The following is a 21,353-nucleotide window of genomic DNA, read 5'->3' as shown; positions in this document are numbered from 1 at the left end:
GGTCTCACTCCGCAACTGGAAGCGCGATGCCGCCGAACGCGGCCCATCCGCCATCGACCGAGAGGCACGCACCGGTCACGTAGGAGGCAGCCGACGAACAGAGGAACAGAACCGGCTTTGCGATTTCGGAGGGTTCGCCGAAACGGCGCAGCGGCGTGCGGCTGTGCACCATCTCATCGGTGATGCGGCCACGGCTCATCAGGTCGTCGACCATCGGCGTCTCGATGTAGCCGGGCGCGATCGCGTTGACGCGAACGCCGAGCCCGCCCCATTCGGCCGCCATCGTCTTCGTCATCATTACGATCCCGGCCTTGGCCGCGCTGTAGGCGTTGCGCCCCGGCAGCCCGACGACGCCGGCGATGGATGCGAAGTTTATGATCTTTCCCGAGCGCGCCGCCGTCATCAGGCGGCCGGCCTCTCGCGACATGAGGTAGCTACCGCGCAGACTGACGTCGACTACGCGTTGCCAGCGGTCAAGGTCCTGCTCGAGTGTCGGCACCATCTCGTCGGCGATCCCGGCACTATTGACCAGAATGTCGAGCTTGCCGAATTTCGCCTTGGCAGCTTCAACGATACTGGTCGCGGTCGAAAGCACGGTTACGTCGCCAGCGGCGGCAATGGCGTTGTCGCCGAGTTCGGCAGCCACGGCCCCGACCCTGGCCGGGTCGAGATCGTTGACATAAACCGTAGCTCCCGCGGCAACGAGCTGGCGGGCAACCTCCTTGCCGATACCGCTTGCGGCCCCGGTGACGACGGCCACCTCACCGGAAAAATCGAAACTTACCCTGTCTCGCTTTTCCATGTCCGGGTCCTCCTCCAGAATAGCCTTTTCGGCGTCAGCCTTTCGGCAGCGCCATCCAGTTGACAATGTTGTTGCGCTGGATTGCCGAAGATCCTCCAATGATCGGCATCAGCAGGCTGTCGCGGACATAGCGTTCGACGTCGAATTCCTTGGAGTAGCCGTAGGCGCCGAAGATCGTCTGGGCGTCCTGGGCAATCTTCTTGCCGGTATCGCAGACGTAGAGCTTGGTCATCGACGTCTCGACGCGGCAGGGGCGCTCCTCCTGGGCGAGCCAGGCGGCATGCATCATCATCAGCCGGCAGGCATGCAGCGACGTCTTCATGTCGGCGAGCTGATGGCGGATCGACTGGTTGGCACAGATCGGCTTATTGAACTGGCGGCGCTCCTGCGCATACTCCCAGGCATCGTCGACAGCGGCGGTGGCGATGCCGAGCGCAAGAGCCGCGACTTCCAGCTTCTCGACGTCGAGCCCTGAGCCGACGATGAAGTCCCAGCCCCGGTTCCACCCTTCCTCGCCGCCGATGACGTTGGCGGCGGGAACGCGCACGTCCATGAAGGAGACGTCCGTCGTTGCCGCACCCTTCATGCCCATGCATTCGAGGCCGACGATCGACACCCCCGGTGCGGTCGGCGGGATCAGCACGATCGAGAGGTTCTTGTATCGCTCCGTCGCCGGGCCGGTGCGGACCAGCGCATAGATGTAGTCGGCAATGCCGGCGCCCGAGCAGAAGCGCTTGGCGCCGTTGATGACGAGTTCATCCCCTTCACGAACCGCCGTCGTCTTGACCGAAGCGAGGTCGGCACCAATGTCCGGCTCCGTCCAGCCGTAGGCAAACATCAGCTCGCCGGTGGCAATCTTCGGTAGCAGCGTCCTTTTCTGCTCTACGGAGGCACATTCGGCGATGTTCATGCCGGCGTAACAGGCGCACATGATGTAAGGCACGGCGACGGCGAGGCTGCGCTTGGCAAGCTCCTCGATGACGATCATCGTTGCCGGAATGTCGCGGCCGCTGCCGCCATATTCCTCATCGACCGTCAGGCCCATTATGCCGAGCGCGGCGAGCTTGTTGTAGACGTCGCGCGGGAAGTGATTTTCCTTGTCCCATTTGCGAGCAAGCTCGCGCGGCATCTCCGCCTCCACGAAACGGCGCAACGTCTCACGGATCATCGTGATATGTTCGGACTCATCGAAATTCATCAGTGATTTTCCTGTCGGTAGCTCGGCCGGCCGTCAGCGACCGGTAAAAACCGGCGTTCGCTTTTCGCGGAACGCGTTGACGGCTTCCTGGTGGTCGTCGGTCATGTTCGACTGCGCCTCTAGGCTGAGCGAGGCGTCCATCATGCTGTGGGCGAGTTGCTTCAATCCGATATTGACCGAAACCTTGGTCCAGCGGATCGCCTTCCTGGCGCCGGCCTGAAGGCGGGCGACGAATTCATCGACCCGCACATCAAGCTCTTCGTTGGAAACGGCATAATTGATCAGGCCGATCTGCGCGGCATAGGTAGCGGGGATCAATTCGCCCGTCATCAGATATTCCTTGGCACGGGCATAGCCGATCAGCTGCGGCCAGATCACTGCGCCACCGTCACCGGCAACGAAGCCGACCGAAACGTGAGGATCGCCTATCTTCGCCTTATCGGATGCGAAGATCACGTCGCAAAAAAGCGCCATGGTAGCACCGAGCCCGGCCGCATGGCCGTTGACCTTGGCGACTATCGGCTTTTCACAATCGAGCATGGAGAAGACGATACGGCGCCCCTCGGCAGCGGTCTTTTCGAACGCAGAGGGCTGGTCGATCATCTTCTGAAACCAGTCGACGTCGCCGCCAGCGGAAAAGGCGCGGCCGGCGCCGGTCAATACGATCACGTCGACGTCATCGTCGAGCGCCGCATCCTGGAAAATGCGCGCCAACTCCTCGTGCATCGGCTCATTGACGGCATTGGCCTTATCCGGGCGATTAAGCGTGATCGTCAGCACACGGTCACGAATTTCGAGACCGAGCTCGCGGTAGCTTTCATACGTCATGTATCTCCTCCTCCGGCGACGGCGCCACTCCCTGGACCGTTCGTCCTTCGCTGATCAAAAAGACCACAATTGCGGGAGACCGTCAATAACAAAATGACTACCGGTTCATAATTCATTTTTATTCACGCCGGGCAGTGCTCAACACCTCGAAATCGAGGCTGCCGGAGGCGCCAGGCACCTGGCACCTCCGGTGCAGATCACCAAACGACCGGCGCGCCAGGTGTAGGCTTATCCATCACCTGGTCGCCGGGGATGGTCCGGTACTCGACCACCTCGATCCCGTCGGCAGTATTGGTACCGCGGACCCGGTAGAGGATGACCGGCTTGATCACCTGATGGTCTTCAGGACGGATTGTGCGTAGGCCGGTAGCTGTCTCGAAGGTCATCCCTTCCAGCGCGGCGATGATGTCTTCCGTATTGCCTTCGGGCGCCGTCTTCAGCGCCTCGGCATAGGCCAGGATGCAGGCGTGGCCTTCCGCAACGAAGCCGTCGGGAAACTTGTTGCCGGTGCGCTCCACATACTTGGCGTAAAGTTCGTCATTGAACGGGTTGCCCTTGAAAGCGCCGAAATACCAGTGCGCACCGGTCCACATGTCAGGCATTTCCGACTTCATCGCGCGCGCCACCATGAACTCGTTGGCAGTGTCGACAACTAGCGCCTTCTTCTGGAAGAAGCCGTATGGCTTTGCCTGCTGGAAGAGCGTGATCGCGTCGCCTCCGTACATAGAATTCAGGAAACCGACGGCCGGATCGCGCATGGCGGAGACAACATAGTTCCGATAATCGCTGCCGCCGTACTGACACATGATAGGATTCGAGATCGTCGGCTCGCTCTTGGCGATCTCGGGATAATAGGCTTCCAGCCCGTGCTTGAACGAATCCCAGGTCGAGCGACCATATTCGTGGTCGGGGATCAGGCCGCCCCAGCTCGTGACCTCCGGATGCAGCTCCGCCATCAGCTTCGCCTGCGCGCGCTGCCGCATGTATGGATTGTCGGTGATGCGGAAATAGTGGCGGTTGAAGTCCTCGTGCGTGAGGCGCAGCGAGTGCGCGGCTGCCGTCAGCAGAACCGCGTTCTCTTGCGGAAGGATTGCGGTGATTGCCAACCCTACCGCGCTTGAGGAAACTCCCATCAGGAGATGGCAACCCTCGCCGATCAGTTCGCGAGCGGCCACGGTACCTGAATCAGGCTTGCCCTTGTCATCGCGCACGACAAGTTCGATCTGCCGACCATTGACGCCACCCGAGGAGTTAATGCGCTCGATCGCGATCGTCGCGCCCTCGAGCATGCCTCGGCCTAGCATTTCCGACGGGCCGGAAAGGGCAGAAACAAAACCTATCCTGTACGGCGCGCCTTGCGCCCGAGCGATCATCGGCGCGCCGAGCGCACCTGCGGTCGCACCGGCACCCAGCATCTTCATGAGTGTTCGTCTTTTCAGTTCGACCATTTGCTCCTCCTACTGGTCGTCTTCGATCAATCATCGCGTCTGTCTGCAGTCGCCCTCCAACTCAACTGTCCGCGCATTCTTGCGATGTCGGTCCCAGCCGACGTGGATCAGCGACCCGGCGCATCCGAGCACAGAACCACTTTCGAATCAATTGAAACCTTGCTTCACTAGATGAAATAGCGCGGAGTTCATTTTTTCTGTTTTCGCCGTAGCGATCTCAGCGAGATCTATTTATTGAAATCGTATTTCAATAAGTGAAATGCAGGAACATAGAATGAAAACGACCCACGTTCTGATCGACGGCGAATGGTGGCGTCGAATACGACAGCATCTTGGCAACGCTGTCGCGCGATATGTTGAGAGACGTTGCAGCCTGGCGTCGGCTCATACCTTCCGAGCAAGCCAGACGGACCTTCAGATATAGTTCCATATGTGGACGGCTCCCACTTGCAAGTGATTTTTACAGATATTTTGATCGGATCGCTTGCTTCCATATGTGCGGCCTTTTCGTGTGGTCGCACATGACCACTGGCCGAGATGGTTTCCGCAACGCATGTTCCTAGATGAGAATGTCTGAGATACCATTCCCGCGTGCGATGCATGTAGCGCACCGGCTTATCGTACTCCGGTGCAAACTCCATCTGGGCCTTCGGTACGGCGGACATCTGTTGCTTCCCTCGCCGCCAATCGTGTCGAGCGATGTTTCGCCCCCCCGCTTCGCTGCAACGCACGCGCAGAATCGTTATTTCGCGGTGAACCCCCCGTCCACGGGAAGAGCGACACCTGTGACGTAGGCAGAGTCGTTCGAGGCCAGCCACAGGGCGGCCTGCGCCATATCTTCGGGACGCCCGAGCCGTTTCAACGGTACGGAATTGATCATCATCTCCTTGTTTCTGGCGGCTTCGTCCGGATCACCCTTCCGGCTGGTGAATTCCAAGGCCATCGGCGTCTCCGTCAGACCGGGACAGATCGCGTTCACGCGCACATTGTCGGGGGCGTAGGTCTGGCAGAGGGATTTGGTCAGGCCGACGATACCGAATTTGGCAACGGAGTAGAGCGGGCTCCACATGGACCCCACGAGTCCGGATATCGAGCTGGTGAAAATGATTGAGCCGCCCCCGCGCTTACGCATGTGGCCCACCGCCTCGCCGGCCCCAATGACTGCGGCTTCGACATTTACGGCGAGCGACTTGCGAAACGCCGCCATGTCCACTTGTTCGATGCCAGCCGGTCCGGGTATCCCCGCATGAGCCCAGAGAACATCAAGGCCGCCCAACGCCTTGACGGCGGCGTTAAGGCTGTCGCGTGCGCCGCTCTCCGTCGACAGGTCGGCGGCGATGGTGACGATGTCGAAGCCTTTCTTCTTCATCTCCGCCTTGAGCGAAGCCAGTCCTTCCTCATTGAGGTCGATCGCCGCAACGCGCGCGCCCTCTTTCGAAAAAAGTTCCACGGCGGCCTTGCCCATGCCGGATGCGGCAGCGGTGATGACCGTAAGTTTGTTTGCGAGACGCATAATCTCTTCTCCTTCCCTTTTGTGTTTTACTGCGCTCGGGCATCGGAACCGATCGGTCCAGAAGCCGTCTCTCGAAGTTCAAGGTGGTCGCCCAGTTTCCCAAGGGCCGCGCGGCCATTCAGCCGTCCGAACCCTTGTGGCGCTGTGTGGCTTACCGACCATTTTCCAGACACCCGTCCATTAAGCTCTCTGGAAACCCGAGAGCCCCTCTGCGATCGACTTCTCGCATTCCTCGAGATACGAGGGCAGCCCTGCCGGATACATGCTCAGCTCACGCGGGTTGCCGGGGATGAGCGGGCAATCCTTGGCCTGCTGCACAATGCGCCTGAAAAGCCGACGGCCCAGGTTGTCATTCCGCCCCAACGTTCCTCCGAAGCTACCCACGGGAATCCGCATTTTGACAGCTCCATCGTCACAGACGATTGGCATGCTGTCAATGAAATTGAATTTCAACAAGTGAAATATCGCGCGTAGCGCATCCCTGTCGAGCATGCGCCGGGCCGGGAGCAGATGTGCGACGAGCACGCGATGCCGAGCGGCGATGATAATGATACGCGCATGAGGTGCCGATCGTCGAAAATCAGGTCATTGCCGATGATCACAAGGTGGTTGCTGGGACGGCGTGCCTGGACTTTCAGCGCCCACCGTCGGCGCATTTGCGCAAGAGACGCCTGAAGCATGATCTTGCTGCAATGCCCTCCCCCATCTGGATGGGGGCGGGCATTGATGACATTGGTTTCCGTAGACTTTCGGAACCTGCTCAGGGTTTCACTATGATTCCCGTGCGGTGACCAGGAACGGTGTCAGATAGGCGCTTATGCCTTCTATCCCCCCTTCCGACCCCATTCCGCTGTCGAGCACACCACCGAAAGGTGTCTCGGGCATCGCCAAGGCGAAATGATTGACGCCCAGCATCCCGGCCTTGATGCCGGAAACGATGCGATGCCGTGTTCGTGAATTTTCCGTAAAGGCATAGGATGCGAGCCCGACCGGCATCCGGTTCGCCTCTGCCAGCGCGGCGTCGATATTATCGACCTTTGCCACCAGGGCCAGGGGGCCGAAGGGCTCTTCGTTCATGGCGCGCATGTCTGTCGTCATGTCCGCAAGAACGGTCGGGGCAAAGAACCAGCCCTGATTGCCGATCCGTTCACCGCCCGCGGCGACACGAGCGCCCTTGGCGACAGCGTCGTCGTAAAGCCCCTGCACCTTGGTCAACTGCGCCGCGGTTGTCAGCGGCCCCATGACTGTCTTCGGGTCTGCCCCGTTGCCGACGGTAATTTTCGCGGCCGCCTCGGCCATACCTGCAACGAAGTCGTCATAGAGAGGGGTCTCGACCAGAAACCGCGTCGGCGAAACGCAGACCTGCCCAGTATTTCGGAACTTCCACTCTGCCGCCAGCGGAACCAACTGGGATAGATCGGCATCTCGGGCAACGATCACCGGCGCATGGCCACCCAGTTCCATCGTGACCTTCTTGAGCTCATGGCCGGCGGCGCTGGCGAGCAGGCGTCCGACGCGGATGGACCCGGTCAGGGAAACCTTGCGGATCTCCGGCGCCTTGATCAGCGTGTCGGAAATTTCCGCCGGATCGCCCCAGATCAACCCGATGGCCTTGGGCGGCAATCCCGCGTCAAGCAGCGCCCGGCAGATGCGCCACGCCGTCATTGGCGTTTCCTCCGCCGGTTTCAGGACCACGGAGCAGCCCGCTGCCAGCGCCGGCGCAAGTTTCTGCATCACCGTGAAGGCGGGGAAGTTCCAGGGCGTGAAGGCCGCGATCGGCCCGACGGGCCGCTGATGCGCGGTCCATGTCATGTTTGCCGCCCGCGACGGGACGAGGCGTCCATAGGTGCGGCGCCCCTCTTCGGCAAACCATTCGAGGCAATCGGCGGAAACCATCCATTCGCCCCGCGCCTGCGCCAGGGGCTTGCCCTGCTCACGGGTCATGTCGGCGGCGGCGGCCTCCGCCTGTTCCCGCATGATCGCCGCCGCGGCACGCAGGATCTTGCTGCGCTCAAAGGGCGAAACGACGGACCACTCGGCAAAGCCCTCGGCGGCAAGTCGCGCGGCCTCGATCGCCTCGGCCCGGCCCGCTTTGGGGATTTGGGCGATTTCGGTTTCGGTCGCCGGGTCCATCAACGGTAACGTTCCCAGGGTTCCCGTGTCCCTGGCCTCTCCGTTCAGGATGAAGGTGGGGTGAGTCATTGTCATTTTCTCCCTTGATTTGGCTCAGGTATGCAGATTACCCCGACCGTAATAAGCTGCTGTATTTCGGCGTCGTCGAGCCCCAGACCACGCAATATCGCCGCACCATCAGCCCCAAGCGCCGGTGGTGCGCGCCGGATCGTGGCAGGTGAGGCAGTCATGATCGGAGGAAACCGGACCTGTGGCGTTTCTTGTCCGGCAGAGGTGGCGACGGGCACGACCATGCCGCGCGCCTGCACCTGCGGGTCGGCAAAAACCTCATTGATGCGGTTGATCGGTCCGCCCGGCACTCGGGCAGCCTCCATCGCGGCAAGAAGTTCAGGGCTGTTCCAGTTGGCGATCTCGCGTTCAAGTTCCGGCTCCAGCATCGCGCGGTTGCGATTGCGCAGTTCATTGGTCAGATATTCGGGGTGTTGGACCAGGTCGGCCCGGCCCAGCACCCGGCACAGCGCAGCGAACTGTTTGTCGTTACCCACGGCAACGATGATATGCCCGTCAGCCGTCGCAAAGGCGCGGTAGGGCACGACATTGGGATGTGAATTGCCCATGGGGCGAGGCGTCACGCCGCCGATAAGCCAGTTCATCCCCTGATTGGACAGAATGGCGACAGAAGTATCCAGCAGGGCGCAATCGATGTACTGCCCCTCACCGGAGCGTTCGCGGTGGCGCAGGGCGGCCTGAATGGCGATGGTGGCGTAGAGGCCGGTAAAAATATCTATGACCGGCACGCCGACCTTCACCGGGTCGTCGGCAGAGTTGCCGGTGACGCTCATCAGTCCGCCCATTCCCTGCACCAGAAAATCATAGCCGCCGCGCCCGGCATAGGGTCCGGTCTGACCGAACCCTGTAACGGAACAATAGATCAGCCGCGGGTTGATCACGTGCAAGCTGTCATAGTCCAGCCCGTAACGCGCCAGATCGCCGGTCTTGAAATTCTCGACCAGGATATCCGCCTCGCGGGCCATGCGACGGATGAGCGCCGCCCCCTCGGGCCGGGCCATGTCAATGGCGATAGATTGCTTGTTGCGGTTGCAGGCCAGGTAATAGGCTGAAAACTGCTCTCCGCCCAGCTCGGCCGAAGGCGGCCCCCAAGCGCGCGTGTCGTCGCCCGCGCCGGGTCGTTCGACCTTGATCACCTCGGCCCCCAGATCGCCCAGAATCTGCGTGGCCCAAGGCCCTGCCAGAACCCGAGAAAGATCGAGCACCCGGATCCCGTCAAGCGCGCCGGTCATGATCTGGACTTCTCGATGCGCGCGCGCATGGCCGCAAGCGTCTTGGTGTAGTCATCGGTTTCATGCGCAAGGGCCTGCATGGCCGATGATAGCTCCAGCGTGACGGACAGATCACGATTATAGGCCTGACGCAGCAGCCGGCGGGTCATGCGCACGGCATGACCCGGATTAGCGGCAATGCGTCCGGCGATGGCGCGCGCTTCATTCAACAGCTCGTCGTCTGGAACGACGCGGCTGACCAGCCCATAGCTCAGCGCGGTTTGCGCATCAATCGTGTCGCCGGTCAGCGCCATTTCCGAGGCGCGCGCAAAACCCACCACGCGCGGCAGCAGCCACGCGCCGCCATCGCCCGGCACGATGCCGATGCGGACAAAGCTTTCGGCGAACGTCGCAGACGCGCCAGCGATACGCAGATCGCACATCAGTGTCAGATCGCAACCGGCGCCGACCGCCGGGCCATTGACGGCGGCGACGATGGGCAGGTCGCAATCCTCGAACGCAAGCGGCAGCCGTTGAATCCCGGCCCGGTAGTTGCGCCGCGTGATCGCCGGAACCTTGTCCACCAGCCCCTGTCCCGGCGACATCGACTTGATGTTCCCGCCCGAGGAAAAGGCGGCCCCCGCCCCCGTCAGCAAAATCACCCGGGCCTCCGGATCAGCCTGCGCTTCGGTCAGCGCGGCAAGAATTGCCTCGATCATGGGCATGTCCGAAATGGCATTGCGGGTTTCTGGCGCGTTGAGCGTCATTGTCACAATGCCCGCATCGTCACGCTCTGTCGTTACAAGCGTCATGTTTTCGTCCCTTTTCTTCACCGCAGACCGAGGCCACGGGCAATGATCCCGCGCAGGATTTCGCGGGTTCCTCCCCGCAGCGAAAAACTGGGGGCGGCCAGTAGGATGCGCCGAAACACCGCCGCATATTCGGGGTCCGACGCATTTTCGTGCAGAACTCGCCGCGCGATTTCCGGCACGTCCTGTTCGAACAATGCACCCAGATCCTTGACGATTGCGGCCGCCAGAACCGGCTGCTCGCCCCGCGCCAGACGCCCGGCGACTGACAGCGACATTTGCCGCAGAATCATCAGCCGGGCGACCATGCGGCCCAGATCGGAGGTTTCTGCCGCGCCGGGCATGCGTTTGAGGCAGCGCAGCAACTCATCCACCAACACGAAGGATGAAAGGAACCGGTCCGGGCCGCTGCGTTCGAACGCCAGTTCCGACATGACCTGTGCCCAGCCGTCGCCTTCCTTGCCCAGGAGGGCGTCAGGGGGCAGCAGCACATTGTCAAACGACACTTCGTTGAAGTGGTGCTCTCCAGCGATGTCCAGAACCGGGCTGACGGAAATCCCCGGAAGGCTCATGTCCACGAGAACCTGACTAAAGCCGCCGTATCGGCTCTCGGCCTGGCCAGTAAGGCAAAAGACGATCATGTAATGCGCCTTGTGCGCGTATGTCGTCCACAGCTTGGTTCCGTTCAGGACATAGCCATCAGCCGTCTTTTCGGCCCGTGTCCGCGCGGACGCCAGATCCGAGCCGCTGTTGGCCTCGCTCATGCCGATGCCAAAGAAACAGGTTCCCGCCGCGATGCGCGGCAGGATGGTCCGGCGCTGTTCCTCGGTGCCATGGCGCAGGATCAGGGGCGCGCTTTGGCGATCCGCAATCCAGTGGGCCGCAACGGGCGCCCCCGCCGCGAGCAGTTCTTCGACGACGATATGCCGGTCCACGGCACTGCGGTCATGGCCGCCGTATTCTTTCGGCAGGGTCATACCCAGCCAGCCGCGTTCGCCCAGTTTCCTGCTGAAACCTGCGTCGAACCCGGTCCAGGATCGTGCCCGTTCGCGGGCGGGCAGATCCGTAAGCGCTTCGGCCAGAAAGGCGCGGACCTCATCCCTCAGCGCCGCCTGCGCCGGAGTCGTCGCTTCAAGCGGAAAGGTCGGAAGTGCCATCACGCCACCTTTGCCAGGTCGCAGGCGGTCAGTGCGGGCCACAGACCACGCTCGGGTTGGGTTTGCGCCCAGTTCGCCAGATACTCGGCCCATTGTGATTCAGAACCGTCCTCGTCCCGCCACGACCAGAGACGGCGGGTCAGCAGATGCAGGGGATATTCCTCGCTGAAACCGATCGCTCCATGAACCTGATGCGCGATTGACGCTGCGGCCGTCGCGGCCTCTGCCGCGCGCAGTTTTGCCGCGGCCGCAGTCGGAATGAAAACCTCTTCCCCCTGCGTCGCGAGTGTTTCAAAAGCTGCCACCGCCATGTCGGCGGCAACGGTGGCGGCACAGCTGTGGGTCGCAAGAATGGCCAGTTGGTGTTGGATCGCCTGAAACTTTCCCAGCGGGCGCCCGAATTGTTCGCGCACATTGCAATAGCGCAGGCACATATCGGCAACCGCCTCGATCGCGCCGGCCATCTGCACTGTGCGCAAGGTCGACATGATCGCGCGCAGAGCGACTGGGGACATTGCGACACGAGCCTGCGGCGCGACCGGTTCGGTAGCGACCAGCACATCACGCTCCTCGCCCGCGTGGTTGGTGCCCGCGTGCCAGAGTTCGGCGGCGGGATGCAGAAGGGACAGCCCGACACCGCCATCCAGTTTGGACAGGCAGACGACCGTGCGCAGATAACGCCCGAACGGCATCGCCGCCACGCCACTCCAGGCCAGCGCCACGGGCCCCTCGAGCGTTCCCAGCCCGGCCAGCGACGCCACCCAGTTGGCCAGCAGCGTTTCGCCCAGCGGCAGGGCAACGGCACAGGCCGCCGCCACCCGCACGGGGGCAAAGGCTTCCCGGGCGGAGAAACCGAATCCACCGTGTTCTTCGCTCAGCAGGGCGAGTGGAAACCCTGCCTCTTCGGCGGCCAACCAGAGAGCGGGGTCGAAACCCTCCCCCCCGCAACCGGCAAAAAGCTTCTCCGATGTCTCAAGGACCATGGAATAGGTCGAACTGTCCATTGCACCGCCCTCAGCCATGGGTCAAACGCGACCGCTCGACGCCAGCCCCAAGACCGCGCCTGCCGCACGCACGCACCGCCCGAACAATATCATATGCGCTGATCGCAAGACGCTTTCGCGCGACACTGGACATCATCGGGCCAGCCATGGCCCCAAGGTCGATAAATGCAGTCCTGGACATGATCCCCTCCGATTCTGAGAACTTCACCAAGTGAAATTTCATTTCATTATTAGCATAGTCCTCCTCATGCAAAATGCAACCTGGTTCGGCAGGCTGTTCACCGGTCACAAAAACGGCTATGTGAAAGCCGCAAACGGAGAATTTTCTTGTCACCCCATCCACTTCATTCTTGGCACCACTCTCGATCCGTGGAAGCCCCGGTTGGGGAAATGACAAGTTCGGGAGGGAATTGACATGGCCTACCAACCGGTGATCGCGGCCTTGCGGGTGCTCGACGTTCTGGCCGCGATCAACAAGACGACAGGAAACGCCACGGTGGGCGAAATTCACCGCCTGACATCGCTGGACAAGGCAACCATCGTCCGGATGCTGACCACGCTGGCCCATGCCGGATATATTGTGCGCGACAGCGACAGCCGGACCTACCGTGTCACCGGCAAGACCCTGCAGCTCAGCGTTGGCTACAACCGGCATCAGGCCATCGGCGCAATTGTGTCCGAGGATCTGGCGCAGTTCCGGCAATCCATTGGTTGGCCTTCGGATGTGTCGATCTTCGACGAGGACGCAATGCTGGTCATCGAGACATCGCGCGAAACCGAGCCGATGCGCTTTTTCCGCAAGCCGGGATACCGGGCACCGGTGCTCCACACCAGCCTCGGGCGGGCCTATCTCGCCTTCTGCCCGGAAGAGGAACGGCAAGCTTTCCTGGAGCGCGCACAGAAGAATCCCGCACCGGAATTCGCCCTCGCGCGCGCCTTGGACGCATTGGAAGCGCTGCTCGAAAACGTGCGGGCACGGGGCTATGCCACGATGGACGAAAGCTATTCGCGCGAAAACTACGAGTCCAAGTTTTTCAGCATCGGCGTCCCGATCAGGACGCACTCGCAGGTGTTCGGCGCCATGAACATCATCTATCTGCGCCGCGCCATGACGCCGGATGCGGCGCGCGATCAGTTTCTTGTGCCGCTGATCGAGGTTGCGGACAAATTGGCCGCGAAACTCGAAACGCATACGGGCGACATCGCCTGATATGTGTCGCTGCCGCGCGTCCCGACCATTCCACTCCCGAATGATGGAGTTGTCTAATCGCAGTTGGGGCGTCAAGAATATGCTTCCAGCTTCCGGAGCTTGGTTGGCCCCTGAACATTAAAGGGCACCGATATACGGTAGGCTTATATTGGGGCATTCACGGGCGATTTATTTATGGCGCGTTACGAGGCCCGAGGTGGAATGCGCCGAACCTGGAAGCCTGTCTTGTTCTGCTCGAAGCCTACATCGTGATAGAACTTCAATGTGGCAGCCTACTTTGAACCCGTGAGCAACATGACCTTGGAAAAAGGTGCGGAGAAACTCGCGTCTTACGACGAAGCACTGTTCCTGTTCGGTCCGCGCTTCGTGCAGATCTACGGCCAGGCGCAAAGCCCGATGACAATCACCTCGCTGCGGCGGAAGTTGGTCGGATCGTGTCCCAGGGGGTGTAGCTTCGGCGTTCGCCGTGCCTTCCGGGCAGAGCCGGGACTGGATCAGCTTGCCGCGGCGGGCAGGCTGATGAGGGGATCATCGCTCATTGTCGCGATGGTCTCAAGGGTCATTTAGCGTGATCGCTGGACGGCCCATTCGTCGTTCTGCTCGAGCAACAAGGCACCGACGAGCCTGACGACGGCATCGTCGTTGGGAAAGATGCCGACGACCTCGGTGCGCCGCTTGATCTTGCCGTTCAGCCGCTCGATGGGATTGGTCGAGTGCAGCTTGGTCCAATGCGCCTTGGGAAAGGTCATGTAGGCCAGCACGTCCTCCTCGGCACTGTCCATGAGAGTTGCGAGCTTGGGCACTTTCGGTCTGATCTGATCGGCGACGTTGCGCCACTGCTGGCTTGCAGCCTCCGGCGTGTCCTGGGCAAACGCCGTGGCAATGAAGGCGGAGACGACACGCCGACCGCTCTTCCCGGCATGGGCCAATGCGTTTCTCATGAAGTGGACCCTGCAGCGCTGCCAGGTCGCGGAAAGAACCTTGGACACGTCCGCCTTGGGATATTACGGCACCTTTTCCTCGTTTCTGGAAATGGACTTCCCCCTGCCGGGCAATGTCGGCATCGCCAGCCAGTCGGGCGCTTACGGAACGCATCTTGCGGCCGTGGCGCGGGTGCGCGGCCTTGGGACCTCGGTTCTGGTCACCACCGGCAACGAGGCGGATGTGACGGTCGCCGACGCCATCGGCTGGATGGCCGGCAGTGATGCGGTGGACGTGATCTGCGCCTATCAGGAGGGTTTTCGCGACGCGGACCGCATGATCGCCGCCCTCGATGCGGCGCGAGCGGCCGGCAAGCCGGTCTTCATGCTGAAATCCGGACGCAGCCCGATCGGCGCTTCGGCGGCCGCCTCGCATACGGCCTCGCTCACCGGGGACGATGCCGTGGCCGAGGCAGTTCTCGCCGAACATGGCGTCATCCGGGTGCGTGATACCGAGCAGATGCTTGATTTCGCCTACGCGGCGCGGCAGCGGATCTATCCTGCCCACAATAGTCTCGGCGTGATCACCATCAGCGGCGGCGCGGGGATTGTCGCCAGCGATGAGGCAGAACTGGTGGGCTTGCCGATGCCGACCATGCCGGCCGAGGCGCAGGTCCGGTTGAAACAGCTTCTGCCTTATGGCGCTCCGGCCAATCCGCTCGACTGCACGGCCCAGGCACTGAACGACATGTCATTGTTCGAGCAGTTCACCCGCGCGGCGATCAGGGATGGCGAATATCGCTCTATCCTTTGTTTCATGACCTATGTAGCCGGGAGCGCGACGCTTGCGCCGAAACTGCGCGAAACCTTGCACAAGATCCGCGCCGAATTTCCCGACCGGCTGCTGGCGCTCTGCATCATCGCGGATGATGCCGTCACGCGCGCGTACGAAGAGGCCGGTTTCCTTGTATTTTCCGATCCAAGCCGGGCCGTGCGGGCCATTGCGGCGATGGGACGGGTCGGCGAAATGATGGCCCGGAAGCCGAAGGCGCTGCCGGAACTGCCGAATGTCCGCCTGCCGGCCGTCAGTCCCGACGAATACGCGGCAAAGGCGCTTCTCGCGAAAGCCGGCATAGCGGCTGCCGCCGAGCGGATCGTGCACTCGGCGGAGGAGGCGGTAGCCGCCGCTGCCGAACTCGGTTTCCCTGTCGTGATGAAGATCGTTTCGCCCGACATCGTTCACAAGTCCGATATCGGCGGCGTCAGGCTGAACCTGGTCGATACCGATTCCGTCCGGGCCGCCTATCACGATATTCTTGGCACGGTTGGCAGGACGGCTCCCGAGGCGCGCATTGCCGGTATCCTGGTTGCCCGACAGCTTTCGGGTGGCGTCGAATGCCTGATGGGTATCGGCCGCGACCTTGTCTTTGGCCCCGTCGCCGGGAAATGATCCTGTCGATCAAGGCAGCGGCAATCCTGACCGGGGCACGCGGTCGCGCGCCCGTCGATCTCGATGCGCTTGCATCCATGTTGTCACGGCTTTCCGCATTTGCCGTCGCTGCGGGCCCTCGCCTGCGCGCGATCGATCTCAATCCGGTGCTCGCGCTGCCCGACGGGGCCTTCGCGCTCGACGCGGTGATCGAGTGCGATGAGGAGGTTTTGCCGTGATCGACTACGAAAAGTTGATGGCCTACGACATTCCCGAGGTCCGTCAGAGCTACGGTCCGCGCGAGTGTGCCTTCTATGCTTTGTCGATCGGTGTCGGACAGGATCCGATGGACCGCGGTGATTTGCAGTTTGTTGGCGCTGGCGCGCTGGCACCCTTTCCGACCTTGCCGCTGGTGCTCGGCCACCCGGGGTTCTGGCTTGCAAATCCCGATACCGGGGTCGACGCGCTGCGCCTTGTCCATGGCGAGCAAGGCATTACGCTGCATGCCCCGTTACCGCCTGAAGGTGTAGTGATCGGCAAGACCCGCGTTACCGGCATCATCGACAAGGGCGCCGGGCGCGGCGCGCTACTCTATACCGAAAAGGAATTGCGCGACGCGGACGATGGCAGGCTCTACGCGACAACCCATGCCACCACCTTCCTGCGCGGGGACGGAGGTTTCGGGGGGCCGGTCGGTCCGGTGAAGCAGACCCATACGCTTCCCGAAACGGATCCCACGTTTGTGCGCAAGACGCAAACTCGACCCGAGCAGGCGCTCTGGTACCGTTGGAATGGCGACGACAATCCCTTGCACATTGATCCTGATGTTGCCGCCAAGGCCGGATTCGAGCGGCCCATCCTGCACGGATTGTGCAGCCTGGGCATCGCCGCGCATGCTCTGATGAAGACGCTTTGCGCAGGCGATCCGACGCGACTCAAGGGGCTTGACGTTCGTTTCAGTTCGACAGTCCTGCCGGGGGAGACATTGCTTACGGAAATCTGGCCGGACGGCTCCTTCCGCGTGTGCGCGGCGGAGCGCGGCATGGTGGTGCTCGGAAACGGTCTCGCCCAATTCGAATGAGGAGGAAACGGCGATGGATGCAGCGCTCGCAACTGGCGAGGACAGGCTTGAGGGGGTGCGCCTGTTGGTCGAAAGCGCTGCAGGCATTGCCTCGCGCGATGGCGATCTCAAGGCGATTCGACATCTGCGCTTTAGCAGGCCGGGAATAGATCGAGGACGCTGGAGCGAGATCTCCGCCATGGGTTGGCTTGGAATTCGGCTGCCGGAAGCGGCAGGCGGCGCAGGCCTTGGCATGGCGGAATATGCGGCGCTCGCTGGCGAAGTAGGAGCGGCGTTGCTGCCCGAGCCGCTCATCGAGGCCCAGCTTGCTCTCGATTTCATGGGCAAGGACGCACCCGCCGAAGCGTTGAGCGGTGACAAGCTTATCTTGCCGGCCTGGCTCGATGCTCCCGATGGCCTCACGATCGCCGGAGACATCACGGAGGCCGAGGGGCGGATCTCGGGAAGACAGCGTTTCGTGCCAATGGCCGCCGCCGCCAATGCGTTTCTCGTCGTTTCGACTGAAGCCTGCTGGTTGGTCGACGCGAAAGCCGCGGGCATGTCGCTTGAAATCGAAAACACCATCGATGGCGGTCACACGGCGACCTTGATCCTCGATGGGGTCGAGGCGGAACGGCTATCTGCGCCAGATGCGAAGGCGCTCGAAGCCGCGGCCCTGGCCACGGCGTCGGCATTGCTTGGAATCATGGGGCGCGCCTTTGCCATCACGCTCGACTATCTCAAGACACGCGTCCAGTTCGGCCAACCTATCGGCCACTTCCAGGCGCTGCAGCACAGGGCTGTGGATATGGAAATCGAGATTGGCTTGACGCGGGCGGTGCTACGCGATGCCGTCGAAGCGTTCGATTCGGGCGACGACTGCCGTCGTATCGTCTCCAGAGCGAAGGCGCGGGCCGCCGATGCCGCCATGCTGGTTACGAGACAGGCGGTGCAGCTTCACGGTGCCATCGGATATACGGAAGAGGCCGATATCGGATTGTTCCTGCGCCGTGCCATGGTGCTGGCACCGCGTTACGGCAGCGCGGGTTTCCATCGCCAACGTTACGGCGGCCTGACGGAGGGGCGGCCATGACCGGGATTGCGGCGGCCCTTGAAGAGGGACTTCTGATCCTCACGATGGACGAGCCCGAGCGTTGCAATCCCGTCGGTCATGCAGTGCGACGCAGGTTGGTCCAGCTTCTCTCGGATGCTGAACACGACCGAGCCGTTCACGCTGTTGTTTTGACGGGTGCAGGTGGGCACTTTTCCACCGGCGGCGATATTCGTGACCAGAAGGCTGTGACCAACATCGCCGAGGCGCGCGATCGTTTCTCGGTTGTGAAGGATCTCGTGGGGCGAATGGTGAGGTTTCCCAAGCCGCTCGTCTCCGCCGTTGAAGGGTGGGCTGCTGGCGGTGGCTTCGCTTTGGCGTTGGCTTGCGAAACCGTCGTTGCTGCGGAAACGGCTCGTTTTGCCTCGAGTTTTGGCAAGATAGGTCTGATCCCCAGTATGGGGCTGCTGGCCACGCTGCCAGCGCGCATAGGCTTCGCACGGGCGCCGTATCATCCTCGCCTCGGCAACGATCGATGCGCTGGAGGGGTACCGCCTCGGCTTCGTGGACGAACTCGTACCGGAAGGTGGAGCGCTTGCCGCAGCCAAGGCTTTCGCCGGCACTGCGGCAGAAGCTGCGCCTTTGCCGAGGCCTATGTAAAGGACTTCCTCGCCTTGGAGGTCGACAGGGCGCTCGAATTCGAACGCCAGATCCAGCCGACGCTCTTGTTCAGCGCTGACGCGTTGGAAGGGCGCGCAGCCTTTTTCGAGAAGCGTGCAGCAGTATTCAGGGGAGAATGAAATGACAGCCATCGCTAGCCTGACGGCACCCGAGCCGCATGCGGACCTGAACACGCTTTCGGATGCGGACTTCCGCGCTACGATAGGTCGCTGGATCGCTACCAACTATCCGCAGGAACTGCGCAGTCCACCCAAGCGGCTGCACGCCGCAGAAGCCATGCCCTGGTACAAGATCCTGTCGCTGCAGGGCTGGGTAGCGCCTGGATGGCCGCGCGAACATGGCGGGATGGGACTCTCTCCCTCGAAGCTGCTGATCATGTTCGAGGAAATGGAGCGCTATGGTTGTGCGCGACTGCCCGATACTGGCCTGACCATGGTCGGTCCTCTCCTGATCGCTCACGGAACAGATGCTCAGCGCGCCTACCATCTGCCGAAGATCCTCTCGGGCGAAATAGTCTGGTGTCAAGGCTATAGCGAACCCAACGCCGGCTCCGACCTTGCGGCGCTCCGCACGTCGGCCGTGCGCGAAGGCGATCAGTGGGTGATCAACGGGCAGAAGATCTGGACGACGCTGGGCATGGACGCGCAATGGATCTTCGTGCTTGCCCGCACGGACCAGCAGGCCGCCAAGCAAAAAGGCATAAGCTTCTTTCTTGTGCCGATGGATACGCCCGGCGTGAAGGTTCGTCCGATCGTCAACATCGACATGCACGACGAATTCGCAGAGGTCTTCTTCGACGATGTTCGCATCCCCGCCGACTCGATCGTCGGGGAGGTGAATTCGGGCTGGACCACCGCCAAGAACCTGCTTGGCTTCGAACGTCTGTTCCTGGGCTCACCAAAGCAATCGGAAGGAGCGCTCGACCATCTCGAGCGGCTTTGCGACCATCTGGGAAAGAGCGCTGACTATGCATCACTCCTCAACGGATTGCGCATGGAGCTCGAGGACCACAAGTCCTTTTACAAGACCTTCGCAGACAAGGTGCGACGCGGCGAAACGCTCGGCCCTGACGTTTCCATGCTGAAGATCAACCAGTCCGCGCTCTACCAGGAGATCACAGACCGGATACTGGAGGTCGCCGGCGAACTGGGAACGCTTGCAGGGCCGCTGCTGGACGCTCCGACGCTCTACCCCGGCAGTGTCTTCCTTCAGGCGCGACCAACATCGATTTATGGTGGCTCATCGGAAATTCAGCGCAACATTGTTGCCAAACAAGTGCTCGGTCTCGGCCGATAAAACGCCTGTTCAAGGAGGGAATTCGAAATGACAGTCGATTTGGGACTGGAGGGCAAGGTCGCGGTCGTCACGGGAGCGGGCGGTGGCATCGGTCGAGGCATTGCGCTGGAGTTTGCCCGGGCGGGCGCTCGCGTGGTGATCAATGATATCGGCGTTTCACTGGGAGGGAGCGGCGAGCGCTCCAGCGCACCCGCAGAGGAAACCAAGGCGATGATCGAGCAGCTCGGCGGCCAGGCGATCATCTCGAGCGAAAGCGTGTCCGAATGGAACGCCGCACGCCGCACCATCGAAATGACCATGGACAGCTTCGGTCAGGTGGATGTGGTGGTCAACAATGCCGGGATCCTTCGAGACGTCATCTTCCACAAGATGGATCCTTCCGACTGGGAGGCGGTGATAAATGTGCATTTGAACGGCAGCTTCTATATGAGCCGTGCGGCCGCTGAGCCGTTTCGTGCTCAAGGCAGAGGCGCCTTCGTGCATATGACCAGCACCTCCGGCCTGATCGGAAATTTCGGTCAGGCGAACTACGCCGCGGCCAAGCTCGGCATCGTTGGCCTTTCGAAATCAATCGCTCTGGACATGAGCCGGTTCGGCGTGCGCTCGAACTGCGTCGCGCCCTTCGCCTGGAGCCGGATGACGAGCTCCATTCCTGCAACGACTCCGGAGGAACAGGCGCGCGTCGAACGCATGAAGCGCATGACGCCGGAGACCAACGCGCCGCTCGTCGTCTTCCTGGCATCGGCCGCGGCGGAGGGAATTACAGGCCAGGTTTTCGCAGCTCGTCTCAATGAACTGTTCCTGTTCAACGCCATGCGACCGATTCGCAGCGTCCAATCGGGAGGAGGTTGGACGCCGGCCCTGATAGCCGAACGCGTCCTACCCGCCTTCAAGGCGAGCGTCGTCCCGATGGAGCGTTCGGGTGACGTATTCTGCTGGGATCCGATCTGAGGACTGTGGAGGCTACCGTCAAGCCGACTCCACCCCTCTCTGTGCAGGAAATGACCGCGGCGGCACTGATCTGCGTGGCGATCGTTTTCGGTGTTTCGAGCGTCTTTGTTCGGTATCCGGCGGTCACGGGAGCCGGTGGTCTGGCATTGGTCGCCTTCCTCGTTCTTTCCTATCGGCGTCTGGGGCTCATCGCTTTGGTGCCGCTGTGGATCTCGACACTGGCCTTCGCCGGGGCGATCTGGCGCGGTGTGTGTCCCCGGCCATGACGCTTGGCGAATTGAAGCTGCGCAAAGGCCGCCGGTTCCTGTACGAATACGACCTCAACATTCCCTGGGAGCACGAGTTTCGGCTGGAGGAGCGCCAGCCAGTCACTCCGGGCGCTCACTATCCGGCATGCATGGGAGGAGACGGCGCCTGCCCGCAGGAAGACTGCTGTCGCTTTGCACTTAACCCCAAGAATCCGTCGCAGCAATTTCAGAAGGATAGCCTGGCACTTAATTTGAGAATAGGCACTTAACTTGAGAATTTCGCATAAATCTGATCAGTTAATGTGAGAATCAGACTACCGAGGAAATCGACGGTA

General features: G+C 61.7%; 22 protein-coding genes and 2 pseudogenes. 11 read left to right on the top strand and 13 right to left on the bottom strand.

Annotated elements, in window-relative coordinates; all coding sequences use genetic code 11:
• Positions 1–4: 4 nt before the first annotated feature.
• The 11 genes from QEO92_RS31375 to QEO92_RS31325 form a co-directional block, all read right to left on the bottom strand.
• Positions 5–802: an SDR family NAD(P)-dependent oxidoreductase gene (locus QEO92_RS31375; RefSeq protein ID WP_210057186.1), complete on the bottom strand. Its 798-nt coding sequence runs from the start codon at positions 800–802 to the stop codon at positions 5–7.
• A 34-nt stretch (positions 803–836) separates the two neighbouring features.
• Positions 837–2,000: an acyl-CoA dehydrogenase family protein gene (locus QEO92_RS31370; RefSeq protein WP_210057184.1), complete on the bottom strand. Its 1,164-nt coding sequence runs from the start codon at positions 1,998–2,000 to the stop codon at positions 837–839.
• 33 nt (positions 2,001–2,033) lie between these two features.
• Positions 2,034–2,828: an enoyl-CoA hydratase/isomerase family protein gene (locus tag QEO92_RS31365; protein ID WP_210057182.1), complete on the bottom strand. Its 795-nt coding sequence runs from the start codon at positions 2,826–2,828 to the stop codon at positions 2,034–2,036.
• 197 nt (positions 2,829–3,025) lie between these two features.
• Positions 3,026–4,276 carry an ABC transporter substrate-binding protein gene (locus tag QEO92_RS31360; RefSeq protein WP_210057180.1) on the bottom strand — a complete coding sequence of 417 codons (1,251 nt, stop codon included), beginning with the start codon at positions 4,274–4,276 and terminating at the stop codon, positions 3,026–3,028.
• A gap of 742 nt (positions 4,277–5,018) precedes the next feature.
• Positions 5,019–5,789 (bottom strand): SDR family NAD(P)-dependent oxidoreductase, encoded by a 771-nt coding sequence (locus QEO92_RS31355; RefSeq protein ID WP_210057178.1) that lies wholly within the window; start codon positions 5,787–5,789, stop codon positions 5,019–5,021.
• A 771-nt stretch (positions 5,790–6,560) separates the two neighbouring features.
• Positions 6,561–7,991, bottom strand: coding sequence for an NAD-dependent succinate-semialdehyde dehydrogenase (locus QEO92_RS31350; RefSeq protein ID WP_210057176.1), 1,431 nt, complete (start codon positions 7,989–7,991; stop codon positions 6,561–6,563).
• A gap of 2 nt (positions 7,992–7,993) precedes the next feature.
• Positions 7,994–9,223, bottom strand: a complete 1,230-nt coding sequence (locus QEO92_RS31345) for a CaiB/BaiF CoA transferase family protein (RefSeq protein ID WP_210057175.1) — start codon at positions 9,221–9,223, stop codon at positions 7,994–7,996.
• The gene (locus tag QEO92_RS31340; RefSeq protein ID WP_210057173.1) at positions 9,220–10,014 is read right to left on the bottom strand and encodes a crotonase/enoyl-CoA hydratase family protein; all 795 of its coding nucleotides are present in this window, start codon (positions 10,012–10,014) and stop codon (positions 9,220–9,222) included. The genes QEO92_RS31345 and QEO92_RS31340 overlap by 4 nt, the downstream gene beginning before the upstream one ends.
• 17 nt (positions 10,015–10,031) lie before the next feature.
• On the bottom strand, positions 10,032–11,168 hold the full coding sequence (locus QEO92_RS31335; RefSeq protein WP_210057171.1) for an acyl-CoA dehydrogenase family protein: 1,137 nt from the start codon (positions 11,166–11,168) through the stop codon (positions 10,032–10,034).
• Positions 11,168–12,172 (bottom strand): acyl-CoA dehydrogenase family protein, encoded by a 1,005-nt coding sequence (locus tag QEO92_RS31330; RefSeq protein WP_210057169.1) that lies wholly within the window; start codon positions 12,170–12,172, stop codon positions 11,168–11,170. The genes QEO92_RS31335 and QEO92_RS31330 overlap by 1 nt, the downstream gene beginning before the upstream one ends.
• Before the next feature lie 10 nt (positions 12,173–12,182).
• On the bottom strand, positions 12,183–12,353 hold the full coding sequence (locus tag QEO92_RS31325; RefSeq protein WP_210057167.1) for a hypothetical protein: 171 nt from the start codon (positions 12,351–12,353) through the stop codon (positions 12,183–12,185).
• 234 nt (positions 12,354–12,587) lie between these two features.
• Between QEO92_RS31325 and QEO92_RS31320 the strand changes: the two genes are divergently transcribed.
• Positions 12,588–13,382: an IclR family transcriptional regulator domain-containing protein gene (locus QEO92_RS31320; RefSeq protein ID WP_227705911.1), complete on the top strand. Its 795-nt coding sequence runs from the start codon at positions 12,588–12,590 to the stop codon at positions 13,380–13,382.
• A 182-nt stretch (positions 13,383–13,564) separates the two neighbouring features.
• Here QEO92_RS31320 and QEO92_RS31315 read toward each other — a convergent pair.
• A pseudogene (locus tag QEO92_RS31315) lies at positions 13,565–13,684 on the bottom strand (GNAT family N-acetyltransferase); the annotation flags it as partial.
• Here QEO92_RS31315 and QEO92_RS31310 point away from each other — a divergent pair.
• Positions 13,677–13,949: a hypothetical protein gene (locus tag QEO92_RS31310; RefSeq protein WP_210057366.1), complete on the top strand. Its 273-nt coding sequence runs from the start codon at positions 13,677–13,679 to the stop codon at positions 13,947–13,949. The pseudogene QEO92_RS31315 and the gene QEO92_RS31310 sit on opposite strands and share 8 nt — an antisense overlap.
• On the opposite strand, the pseudogene QEO92_RS31305 reads toward QEO92_RS31310, so the two are convergent.
• Positions 13,877–14,380, bottom strand: a pseudogene (locus tag QEO92_RS31305) (transposase); the annotation flags it as partial. The gene QEO92_RS31310 and the pseudogene QEO92_RS31305 overlap by 73 nt on opposite strands.
• Here QEO92_RS31305 and QEO92_RS31300 point away from each other — a divergent pair.
• The 9 genes from QEO92_RS31300 to QEO92_RS31260 are packed head-to-tail and all read left to right on the top strand — an operon-like array spanning position 14,265 to position 21,287.
• Positions 14,265–15,752, top strand: a complete 1,488-nt coding sequence (locus QEO92_RS31300; RefSeq protein ID WP_320443069.1) for an acetate--CoA ligase family protein — start codon at positions 14,265–14,267, stop codon at positions 15,750–15,752. The pseudogene QEO92_RS31305 and the gene QEO92_RS31300 sit on opposite strands and share 116 nt — an antisense overlap.
• A complete protein-coding gene (locus tag QEO92_RS31295; RefSeq protein ID WP_210057162.1) occupies positions 15,749–15,970 on the top strand; it encodes an acetate--CoA ligase family protein in 222 nt (73 codons plus the stop codon). Before QEO92_RS31300 ends, QEO92_RS31295 begins: the two co-directional genes overlap by 4 nt.
• 17 nt (positions 15,971–15,987) lie before the next feature.
• Positions 15,988–16,812: a MaoC/PaaZ C-terminal domain-containing protein gene (locus tag QEO92_RS31290; protein ID WP_210057356.1), complete on the top strand. Its 825-nt coding sequence runs from the start codon at positions 15,988–15,990 to the stop codon at positions 16,810–16,812.
• Positions 16,813–16,825: 13 nt separating this feature from the next.
• Positions 16,826–17,884 carry an acyl-CoA dehydrogenase family protein gene (locus QEO92_RS31285; protein ID WP_210057161.1) on the top strand — a complete coding sequence of 353 codons (1,059 nt, stop codon included), beginning with the start codon at positions 16,826–16,828 and terminating at the stop codon, positions 17,882–17,884.
• Positions 17,881–18,642: an enoyl-CoA hydratase/isomerase family protein gene (locus QEO92_RS31280; RefSeq protein WP_210057160.1), complete on the top strand. Its 762-nt coding sequence runs from the start codon at positions 17,881–17,883 to the stop codon at positions 18,640–18,642. The genes QEO92_RS31285 and QEO92_RS31280 overlap by 4 nt, the downstream gene beginning before the upstream one ends.
• Position 18,643: 1 nt before the next feature.
• Positions 18,644–19,819, top strand: a complete 1,176-nt coding sequence (locus QEO92_RS31275; protein ID WP_210057159.1) for an acyl-CoA dehydrogenase family protein — start codon at positions 18,644–18,646, stop codon at positions 19,817–19,819.
• A 27-nt stretch (positions 19,820–19,846) separates the two neighbouring features.
• Entirely contained in the window at positions 19,847–20,770 is a 924-nt protein-coding gene (locus QEO92_RS31270; RefSeq protein ID WP_062653569.1) for an SDR family NAD(P)-dependent oxidoreductase, read from the top strand.
• A gap of 50 nt (positions 20,771–20,820) precedes the next feature.
• Positions 20,821–21,036: a hypothetical protein gene (locus QEO92_RS31265; protein WP_062653571.1), complete on the top strand. Its 216-nt coding sequence runs from the start codon at positions 20,821–20,823 to the stop codon at positions 21,034–21,036.
• Positions 21,033–21,287: an IS1096 element passenger TnpR family protein gene (locus QEO92_RS31260; protein WP_210057158.1), complete on the top strand. Its 255-nt coding sequence runs from the start codon at positions 21,033–21,035 to the stop codon at positions 21,285–21,287. Before QEO92_RS31265 ends, QEO92_RS31260 begins: the two co-directional genes overlap by 4 nt.
• Positions 21,288–21,353: the final 66 nt, after the last annotated feature.

This window comes from Neorhizobium petrolearium (assembly GCF_029854435.1).
Classification (GTDB): domain Bacteria; phylum Pseudomonadota; class Alphaproteobacteria; order Rhizobiales; family Rhizobiaceae; genus Neorhizobium; species Neorhizobium petrolearium.
Note: the sequence above shows the minus strand (reverse complement) of the source record. Positions and strands in the feature narration are given on the sequence as shown.

What these genes read in the sequence shown, in the direction of transcription:
- QEO92_RS31375 (WP_210057186.1), bottom strand. Translation starts at nt 802, where the DNA reads ATGGAAAAGCGAGACAGGGTAAGTTTCGATTTTTCCGGTGAGGTGGCC.
- QEO92_RS31370 (WP_210057184.1), bottom strand. Translation starts at nt 2,000, where the DNA reads ATGAATTTCGATGAGTCCGAACATATCACGATGATCCGTGAGACGTTG.
- QEO92_RS31365 (WP_210057182.1), bottom strand. Translation starts at nt 2,828, where the DNA reads ATGACGTATGAAAGCTACCGCGAGCTCGGTCTCGAAATTCGTGACCGT.
- QEO92_RS31360 (WP_210057180.1), bottom strand. Translation starts at nt 4,276, where the DNA reads ATGGTCGAACTGAAAAGACGAACACTCATGAAGATGCTGGGTGCCGGT.
- QEO92_RS31355 (WP_210057178.1), bottom strand. Translation starts at nt 5,789, where the DNA reads ATGCGTCTCGCAAACAAACTTACGGTCATCACCGCTGCCGCATCCGGC.
- QEO92_RS31350 (WP_210057176.1), bottom strand. Translation starts at nt 7,991, where the DNA reads ATGACTCACCCCACCTTCATCCTGAACGGAGAGGCCAGGGACACGGGA.
- QEO92_RS31345 (WP_210057175.1), bottom strand. Translation starts at nt 9,223, where the DNA reads ATGACCGGCGCGCTTGACGGGATCCGGGTGCTCGATCTTTCTCGGGTT.
- QEO92_RS31340 (WP_210057173.1), bottom strand. Translation starts at nt 10,014, where the DNA reads ATGACGCTTGTAACGACAGAGCGTGACGATGCGGGCATTGTGACAATG.
- QEO92_RS31335 (WP_210057171.1), bottom strand. Translation starts at nt 11,168, where the DNA reads ATGGCACTTCCGACCTTTCCGCTTGAAGCGACGACTCCGGCGCAGGCG.
- QEO92_RS31330 (WP_210057169.1), bottom strand. Translation starts at nt 12,172, where the DNA reads ATGGACAGTTCGACCTATTCCATGGTCCTTGAGACATCGGAGAAGCTT.
- QEO92_RS31325 (WP_210057167.1), bottom strand. Translation starts at nt 12,353, where the DNA reads ATGTCCAGGACTGCATTTATCGACCTTGGGGCCATGGCTGGCCCGATG.
- QEO92_RS31320 (WP_227705911.1), top strand. Translation starts at nt 12,588, where the DNA reads ATGGCCTACCAACCGGTGATCGCGGCCTTGCGGGTGCTCGACGTTCTG.
- QEO92_RS31310 (WP_210057366.1), top strand. Translation starts at nt 13,677, where the DNA reads ATGACCTTGGAAAAAGGTGCGGAGAAACTCGCGTCTTACGACGAAGCA.
- QEO92_RS31300 (WP_320443069.1), top strand. Translation starts at nt 14,265, where the DNA reads ATGAAGGCGGAGACGACACGCCGACCGCTCTTCCCGGCATGGGCCAAT.
- QEO92_RS31295 (WP_210057162.1), top strand. Translation starts at nt 15,749, where the DNA reads ATGATCCTGTCGATCAAGGCAGCGGCAATCCTGACCGGGGCACGCGGT.
- QEO92_RS31290 (WP_210057356.1), top strand. Translation starts at nt 15,988, where the DNA reads ATGGCCTACGACATTCCCGAGGTCCGTCAGAGCTACGGTCCGCGCGAG.
- QEO92_RS31285 (WP_210057161.1), top strand. Translation starts at nt 16,826, where the DNA reads ATGGATGCAGCGCTCGCAACTGGCGAGGACAGGCTTGAGGGGGTGCGC.
- QEO92_RS31280 (WP_210057160.1), top strand. Translation starts at nt 17,881, where the DNA reads ATGACCGGGATTGCGGCGGCCCTTGAAGAGGGACTTCTGATCCTCACG.
- QEO92_RS31275 (WP_210057159.1), top strand. Translation starts at nt 18,644, where the DNA reads ATGACAGCCATCGCTAGCCTGACGGCACCCGAGCCGCATGCGGACCTG.
- QEO92_RS31270 (WP_062653569.1), top strand. Translation starts at nt 19,847, where the DNA reads ATGACAGTCGATTTGGGACTGGAGGGCAAGGTCGCGGTCGTCACGGGA.
- QEO92_RS31265 (WP_062653571.1), top strand. Translation starts at nt 20,821, where the DNA reads ATGACCGCGGCGGCACTGATCTGCGTGGCGATCGTTTTCGGTGTTTCG.
- QEO92_RS31260 (WP_210057158.1), top strand. Translation starts at nt 21,033, where the DNA reads ATGACGCTTGGCGAATTGAAGCTGCGCAAAGGCCGCCGGTTCCTGTAC.